The sequence below is a fragment of the Streptomyces sp. NPDC097619 genome (assembly GCF_040302735.1).
In the GTDB taxonomy this organism is placed as follows: domain Bacteria; phylum Actinomycetota; class Actinomycetes; order Streptomycetales; family Streptomycetaceae; genus Streptomyces.
This window is the reverse complement of record NZ_JBEOSD010000249.1, coordinates 1-7,388: the sequence shown is the minus strand read 5'-3', so window position 1 is coordinate 7,388 and position 7,388 is coordinate 1. Positions and strand designations below refer to the sequence as shown.

Genomic DNA, 7,388 nt, shown 5'->3' with positions numbered 1-7,388 from the left:
GAGCGCATCTGACGCCGGCCGCCCGTCGAAGGCGCCCGCCCGGTCCGCGGCGGGTGGAGGGTGCGGGCCCGTCGGCGTGCCCGGGGGCGCGGATCCGCCGCGCGGTCGGGCGCACGCGCACGGGTCGGCTCATCGGGGGTGGGCGCACGGATGCCCCGACCCCCGAGCGGGGGTGCGGGGCCGGGACATCCGAGTAGGGGGGCGGCGCGGGGCCGCGGGGCGGGCCGGTCAGCAGGAGCAGGAGCCCACCGGTTGGGCCTGGCCGAGCCGGGGCAGCAGCAGCCGCCAGAGCCGGTCGAAGGTGTCCGGCTCCAGCCAGCGGGCGTCGGAGCGGCCCATGGCCTCGAAGCCGACCACGCTGCCGGCGATGACGGTGAGCGCGTCGTCGAGGTCCACGTCCGCGGCCACCTCGCCGGTCTCGGCGGCGCGGGCCAGGGCCCGGCCGGCGAACTCCGTCCAGGACCTGCGCAGGTCGGTGCCGCCCTTCCAGCCCAGGTCCGCGCTCAGCACGAAGCCCGCCCGCAGCACCACGTCCTCGCGGAGCCTTCGGGCCAGCAGTTCGGTGGCCTCGGCCATGCCGCGGAGCGAGGTCCGGGGGCCGGTGACGCTGCCGGTGCCGGTGATCTGGTCCAGGGCGGCGAGGGCCGACTCGGCGACCGCTTCGGCGAGGGCGTGCTTGCTCACGAAGTGGAAGTGGAGGGCTCCGTTGCTGACACCGGCCCGGGCGCTGATCATGGCGAGCGAGGAGGAGACGAAGCCGTCCTCGTCGAATACTTCGGCAGCGGAACGAATCAGCGAGTGACGTGTACGAGCCGCCCGTTCCTGCTTGGTCATCTGCATGCTCCGTGATCGCGGGGAGGGGGATGGGCCCCGGACGGGACGCCCTCAGGATACAGAAACCGCGTACGCGGTTTCTTTACATCGGCTTGAGGTTGACTCAAAAGGAGGAGCACGGCCCGTGCGAACCGGACGCCCCGCAGGCCGGACACCCTCTTTCCGGGCACCGTAGCGCCCCCGGAAGCACTCCCTCCGGCACAGTGTCCGGATTTCGCGCCCCTGCCGGGACCTTCATGTGCCCCGTACGACCCCCCTCATGCGCCGCTCCAGGGCGATACGGCATGCTGGCGGCCGAGTGTGCCCGGCGCCGCCGGGCCGGGCGGGCACGACGAGGGGGACGGGCGGATGCGCAGCCAGGGGTTCCGGCGTACGGACCAGGGGCCGCGCGGCGCGGCCCGCAGCACCGCGGTGACCCGCTGATGGCGGCCCGCGCGCCCCGCCTGATGGCCTTCAGCGACCTGCACGTGCGGTACGACGAGAACCGCCGGGTGGTCGAGGAGCTGCGGCCGGAGAGCGACCGGGACTGGCTGTTGGTGCCGGGGGACGTCGGCGAGACCGTGGAGGACTTCCGCCGCACCCTGACCCTGCTGCGCGACCGGTACGCCCAGGTCGTCTGGGCCCCCGGCAACCACGAGCTGTGGACGCTGCCCGAGGACGCCGTGCAGCTGCGCGGCGAGGCCCGCTACCGGCACCTGGTCGAGGTCTGCCGGGAGCTGGGCGTGCTGACCCCCGAGGACCCGTACCCGGTGTGGGAGGGCGAGGGCGGACCGGCCGTCATCGCCCCGCTGTTCCTGCTGTACGACTACACCTTCCGGCCCGCCGGGGCGCGCAGCCGGGACGAGGCCCTGGCCATGGCCGAGGAGGCCGGGGTGGTCTGCACCGACGAGCACTACCTGCACCCCGACCCGTACCCGACCCGCGACGCCTGGTGCCGGGCCCGGGTGGCGGTGACCGAGGCGCGGTTGGCGGCCCTGCCCGCGGACCTGCCGTCGGTGCTGGTCAACCACTTCCCGCTGGTCCGCGAACCCACCCGGATCCTGCGGTTCCCGGAGTTCGCGCTGTGGTGCGGCACGGAGGCCACAGCGGACTGGCCGGTCCGTTTCCGGGCCGCCGCGGTGGTCTACGGGCACCTGCACATCCCCCGGTTGACGCACCACGACGGCATCCCGCACCACGAGGTCTCCCTCGGCTACCCGCGCGAACGCCGTGCCTGGCCGGCCATGCCGGGCCGGCCCGCGCAGATCCTCGCGGGTCGGGGCGCGGGGGCCGGCCGCCCCTAGGGACCGTCGGGTCCCCTCCCCCGGGGCCGGCTCCGGGCCGCGCGCCGCGCCGTGCTCCCCGACCGGGCCGGCCCCGCCGCCCGCCCTCGGGGAACGGCCCGCCCCGAGCCGGGCCGACGGGCCCGCCCCTTCCGTTCACCCGCAGGTCAGGGCCCGTTCGCGGGTCCGCGGCCGGCGCCGGCGGCACAACCCCCGCCCGCCCCGACCGGTCGCCTCCGCCGCGCCCCCGCGACACCGCGACGCCCGCCGCCCGCGCCGGTCGACCGGCCCGCGCGCCCCCTGGGCCGCCACGGCCGGTCCCGTTCCGGGGCCCGCTCCGGGACGCGGCCGGAATCTTTCGCCCGCTTCGTCCGCCCATCGGTCCCTCCCGAACGGGTCTTCCCTTTTCCAGTGAGCCTCCAGTGGGTGTTCCGGGAGCCCTCGGCATGCATAATAAAACGGTCCGCCTGGTTTCTTTTCGCTGTCCGGCGGATCGGCAACCGAGGAGGGGGACATGACGGACCGCAGTCCGGTGACACCGGAGGCCGAGCTCTTCGCTTCGCTCCAGCGGATCGACCAGCGGGAGAAGGCCGCGCAGTACGTCTCGGGGCTCCTCGCGGTGGAGGGGCGCAAGACCCTGCGCCGCATCTCCGACCACCTCGGGGGCGAGGCCGCGCGCCAGAGCGTGCACCACTTCATCAGCGGCTCCTCCTGGGACTGGGAGCCGGTGCGGCAGGCCCTGGCCCGGCGGGCCGAACGGCTGCTGCGCCCCCAGGCCTGGGTGGTGGCCCCCACCCTCATCCCGCGGTCGGGCCCGCACTCGGTGGGCGTGGCCCAGCGCTTCGTGCCCGACCTCGGACAGACCGTCAACGCGCAGCAGGCGTACGGGGCCTGGCTGGCCTCGGACCGAGGCAGCGTGCCCGTCAACTGGCAGCTGCTGCTGCCGGAGGAGGGCGGGGACGAGGAGCGGCACAGCCGGGCCGGGGTCCCCGACTCCTACCTGATCCGCTCCGCGGAGGAGTGCACCGGCCGGGTGCTGCCCGGTCGGGACTGGCGGCTGGCCCGCAGGCCCGTGGTGCTGGACGCGGCCGGGCTGGACCCGGCCGAGCTGGCCGCGCGGATGCGCCTCGCGGGCCTGCCCTTCGTGATGCGGGTGACCGGCCAGACCCGGCTGGTGGCGGACCGTACGGCGCTGCCGGGCTACGGGCCGCGGCAGGCCGACGCGGACCGACTGGTGCAGTCCGTCCGGGAGATGTGGCGGCAGTACCCGCTGCCCGGCGGGGACCTCCTCGCCACCTCCGTCCCGGTGCTGCTGCCCCAGCCGGGCGGCGGGCCCCGGGGCCGTTCCCTGCTGCTGGTCTCCGCCTGGCGCGGGGCCCGTCGGGAGGCCGCCCGCTACTGGCTGACCGACCTCCGCGGGCTGCCGCTGCCCGCCCTGCTGGGCCTGGCCCGGCTCTCCGACCGGGTCGCGCACGACTTCGCCACCGTCTCCCAGCGGGTGGGGGTACGGGACTTCGCCGGACGGTCCTTCCAGGGCTGGCACCGGCACATCACGCTCGCTTCGGTCGCCCACCTGGAAGCGGTCACCGGCGCGGCCCGGCCCGCCCCGGCCTGGTCCTCCGCGGCATGACCGGCCGCCACCGGTCCGGCCGGCACCACCGGCCCGCCGGTCCGCTCACGGGGGCACCCCTCCGCCGCGCGGCCACCGGCACCCCGACGTACTCCACGGCACAAGGAAACCGGCCCCAGCGGACCGGGACAGGAGCGTGACAGCAGTGCGGTTCAACCTGATCGGTCCTTTCGAGATCGTCTCCGACACCGGGATCGGCCACCTGCCCACCCGGCCCAAGGTGTGCCAGACCCTGGCCCTCCTCCTCACCCGGCCCAACGAACTGGTCCCCGCCGACGCCCTCATCCAGGAGCTGTGGGGGGAGAACCCGCCGCGCAGCGCCCACGCCACGGCCCAGACCTACATCCACCAGACCCGGCGGCTGCTGGAGGTCCTGCGGGTGACCGCCGACGGGCGCCGCCCGCTGGTCACCCGGGCCCCCGGCTACATGATGGAGGTCGACGAGGACGAGGTGGACATCACCGTCTTCGAGCGCCTCATCCACCGCGGCCAGGCCGAACTGGCCCGCCGGGACGCCGAGGCCGCCGCCGGCAGCCTGCGCGAGGCCCTGTCCCTGTGGCGCGGCCCCGTCCTGCCGAACGTACCGACCGGCCCGCTGCTGGAGGGCCGCATCGTGCACCTGGAGGAGCTGCGCATCCGGGCCCTGGAGCTGCGCCTGGAGGCCGAGGAACTGCTCGGCCGGCAGCGCGAGTCCATCCCCGAGCTGCGCACCCTGGTGCACGACTACCCGCTGCACGAGTGGTTCCACGGGCGGCTCATCTCCGCCCTGAACCGGGCGGGCCGGCGGGCCGAGGCCCTCCAGGCGTACCAGCAGCTGTACCGCATCCTCGACACCGAGCTGGGGGTCGAGCCCTCCCCCGAACTCCAGCGCCTGCAGGCCGAGGTGTTGTCCCCGCGGCACGGGACCCCGACCCGCTCCGGCGGGCACGCGGCCCCCGCCCACACGGTGTCCGTGCACTCCACGGCCGCCCACTCGTACGAGGACCGCGTGGTCGCCCCGCTCTGGCGGGCCTCCTTCGCGGTCTGATCCCGGGCGGCGTCGTCCGGCGCCGCCCGCACCGCGGTACCGGACCCGGTCCGGTACCGCCCGGCGCCCCGGACCCGGCCGCGTGCGGCGGCCGCGCCCCGGGGCGTGACCCCTCATCCCAGAATCGGAGACCCCATCGATGCCCTCGGCAGCACCCGCCTCCGCGCGTCAGCCCCTCTGGCTCCAGGAGCTGGAGGCGGACATCCTGCGCCGCAGCCCCGGCGAGCCCGAGTTCCACCAGGCCGTCCGTGAAGTGCTGGAGAGCCTCGCCCCCGTCTTCGAGCGGCGCCCGGAGCTCCGTACGGCGAAGCTCGTGGAGCGGCTGGCCGAACCGGAACGGCAGCTCATGTTCCGGGTGGTCTGGCAGGACGACCGGGGGCGGGTGCAGGTCAACCGCGGCTACCGGGTCGAGTTCAACAGCGCCCTCGGCCCGTACAAGGGCGGCCTGCGCTTCCACCCGTCGGTGAACCTCGGGATCGTGAAGTTCCTGGGCTTCGAGCAGATCTTCAAGAACGCCCTGACGGGCCTCGGGATCGGCGGCGGCAAGGGCGGCAGCGACTTCGACCCGCGCGGCCGTTCCGACGCCGAGGTCATGCGCTTCTGTCAGGCGTTCATGACGGAGCTGTACCGGCACCTGGGCGAGCACACCGACGTGCCCGCCGGCGACATCGGCGTCGGCGGCCGGGAGATCGGCTACCTCTTCGGCCAGTACCGGCGGATCACCAACCGCTGGGAGGCCGGGGTGCTCACCGGCAAGGGCATCGGCTGGGGCGGCTCCCAGGCCCGCACCGAGGCCACCGGCTACGGCAACGTGCTCTTCACCGCGGAGATGCTGCGCACCCGCGGCGAGGACCTGGCCGGCCGGCAGGTGATCGTGTCGGGTTCGGGGAACGTGGCCCTGTACACGGTGGAGAAGGCGCAGGCGCTGGGCGCCCAGGTGCTGACCGTGTCGGACTCCACCGGGTACGTCCTCGACGACAAGGGCATCGACCTGGAACTGCTGCGGCAGATCAAGGAGGTGGAGCGGGGCCGGGTCTCGGACTACGCCGAGCGCCGCGGCGGCTCCGCCCGCTACGTCACCGGCGGCAGCGTCTGGGACGTGCCCGCGGACGTGGCCCTGCCCTCCGCCACCCAGAACGAACTGGACGAGCGGGCCGCGGCCGTACTGATCCGTAACGGGGTCAAGGCCGTCTCGGAGGGCGCGAACATGCCCACCACCCCCGGCGCGGTCCGGCTGTTCCAGGAGGCCGGCGTGGCCTTCGGCCCCGGCAAGGCCGCGAACGCGGGCGGCGTCGCCACCAGCGCGCTGGAGATGCGGCAGAACGCGGGCCGCGACAGCTGGGAGTTCGCCCGGGTGGAGGAGGAGCTGGCGCGGGTGATGCGCGACATCCACGCCACGGCCTTCGAGACCGCCGATCGGTACGGGCGCCCCGGCGACTACGTGGCCGGCGCCAACATCGCGGGCTTCGAGCGGGTCTCCGACGCGATGCTCGCGCAGGGCCTGGTCTGACCCGACGGGCCCGCCCGCCGGTGCGCGGCGGGCCCCCACGGAGTCCCGTTCCCCACACGGGACGCCCCCACAGGCGCGGGGCCCGGACGGTGGTACTTCCCCGCCACCGCCGGGCCCCGCGCTTCACGTCCGCCCGACACCACCCCGGCCGCCCCGTGACGGCCGGTGGTGCGTGCGGTCCGTGCGTTCCGTATGCCCGCCGATCGACGCGCCCGCCGTCGGCGTGCCCCGCTGATCGCGATCTCCGCCGGTCCGGGGGTCCGCCGGTCCGTGCGGACGGTGCGTACCGGCCGGTCCGCGCGGACGGTGCGTGCGGTCAGACGGCGGCGCGGGCCGCGGCCTCGCGCACCGCGTTGCGGCCCCCGCCGGCGGCGGCGCGCAGCGCGGCGTCGGAGGCCAATCCGGGCCGGGTCCGGCCGAGCTTGCGGGCGGCGTCACGGCCGGCGCGTTCGACGGCGCGCAGCGAGGCCGGCCGCCGGAGGTCGGCGTCCCCGCCGACGGCGACGGCGATGACGCAGCCGTCCTGGTGGGTGATGGAGACCTCGACGCCGGCCACGCCGACGGCGGCAGCCCGCCGGGCCGCGGCCCCGTGGAGGTGGACCACGGGGGCGTCCCCGGAGCCGTCGAGCACGCAGATCTCGGCGGGGCCGATGCCCTTGCCGAGTCCGGTGCCGAGCACCTTGAGCACGGCTTCCTTCGCCGCGTACCGGCCGGCGAGGAACTCCCGGGCGCGGGCGGCCGGGAGGCGCCGGGCCAGGGCGAGTTCCTCGCGGGCGTAGCTGTGTTCCCGGAACCAGCGGCGGGCGTGCAGCCGGTCCAGTTCCGCGACGGCCACCACATCGACCCCGATACGCATGACGCGTTCACTCCCCCGTCCGATGGTCCTGTCTCGATGCCCCGAAATTACAAACCGGATCCCCGGTTTGTCAACGATCAACCGAGCCGGTCCGCTCCGTCCGTTTCGCGGAGATTCCCCCCTTCCGGTCCGCACCTCGCGGCTCCGGGCACGGGCCCCGGAACGCCCCGCGCCCTCCTTCCGGCAGGGGCGGACGCCGCGGCGGGCCGCTGGGACGGAGCCATCCGGGAACGGATGCGCGCCCTGGTCCGCGCCCTGGAGGAACGGAC

6 protein-coding genes are annotated in these 7,388 nt (G+C 75.4%); 4 read left to right on the top strand and 2 right to left on the bottom strand.

The window, feature by feature from the left end; translation table 11 throughout:
- Positions 1-228 precede the first annotated feature (228 nt).
- A complete protein-coding gene (locus ABTZ17_RS35390) occupies positions 229-834 on the bottom strand; it encodes a ScbR family autoregulator-binding transcription factor (RefSeq protein ID WP_352199919.1) in 606 nt (201 codons plus the stop codon).
- A 422-nt stretch (positions 835-1,256) separates the two neighbouring features.
- On the opposite strand from ABTZ17_RS35390, the gene ABTZ17_RS35385 reads away from it, so the two are divergent.
- From ABTZ17_RS35385 to gdhA, 4 genes are all read left to right on the top strand, one after another.
- Entirely contained in the window at positions 1,257-2,117 is an 861-nt protein-coding gene (locus tag ABTZ17_RS35385) for a metallophosphoesterase family protein (protein WP_352199918.1), read from the top strand.
- Positions 2,118-2,610: 493 nt separating this feature from the next.
- Entirely contained in the window at positions 2,611-3,726 is a 1,116-nt protein-coding gene (locus ABTZ17_RS35380) for an IS701 family transposase (protein WP_352199917.1), read from the top strand.
- A gap of 136 nt (positions 3,727-3,862) precedes the next feature.
- Positions 3,863-4,753: an AfsR/SARP family transcriptional regulator gene (locus ABTZ17_RS35375; protein WP_352199916.1), complete on the top strand. Its 891-nt coding sequence runs from the start codon at positions 3,863-3,865 to the stop codon at positions 4,751-4,753.
- Positions 4,754-4,892: 139 nt separating this feature from the next.
- Positions 4,893-6,263: an NADP-specific glutamate dehydrogenase gene (gdhA, locus tag ABTZ17_RS35370; RefSeq protein ID WP_352199915.1), complete on the top strand. Its 1,371-nt coding sequence runs from the start codon at positions 4,893-4,895 to the stop codon at positions 6,261-6,263.
- Between the two features lie 316 nt (positions 6,264-6,579).
- Here the strand turns inward: gdhA and ABTZ17_RS35365 are convergent, their stop codons facing one another.
- Positions 6,580-7,119, bottom strand: a complete 540-nt coding sequence (locus ABTZ17_RS35365) for a holo-ACP synthase (protein WP_352199914.1) — start codon at positions 7,117-7,119, stop codon at positions 6,580-6,582.
- Positions 7,120-7,388: the final 269 nt, after the last annotated feature.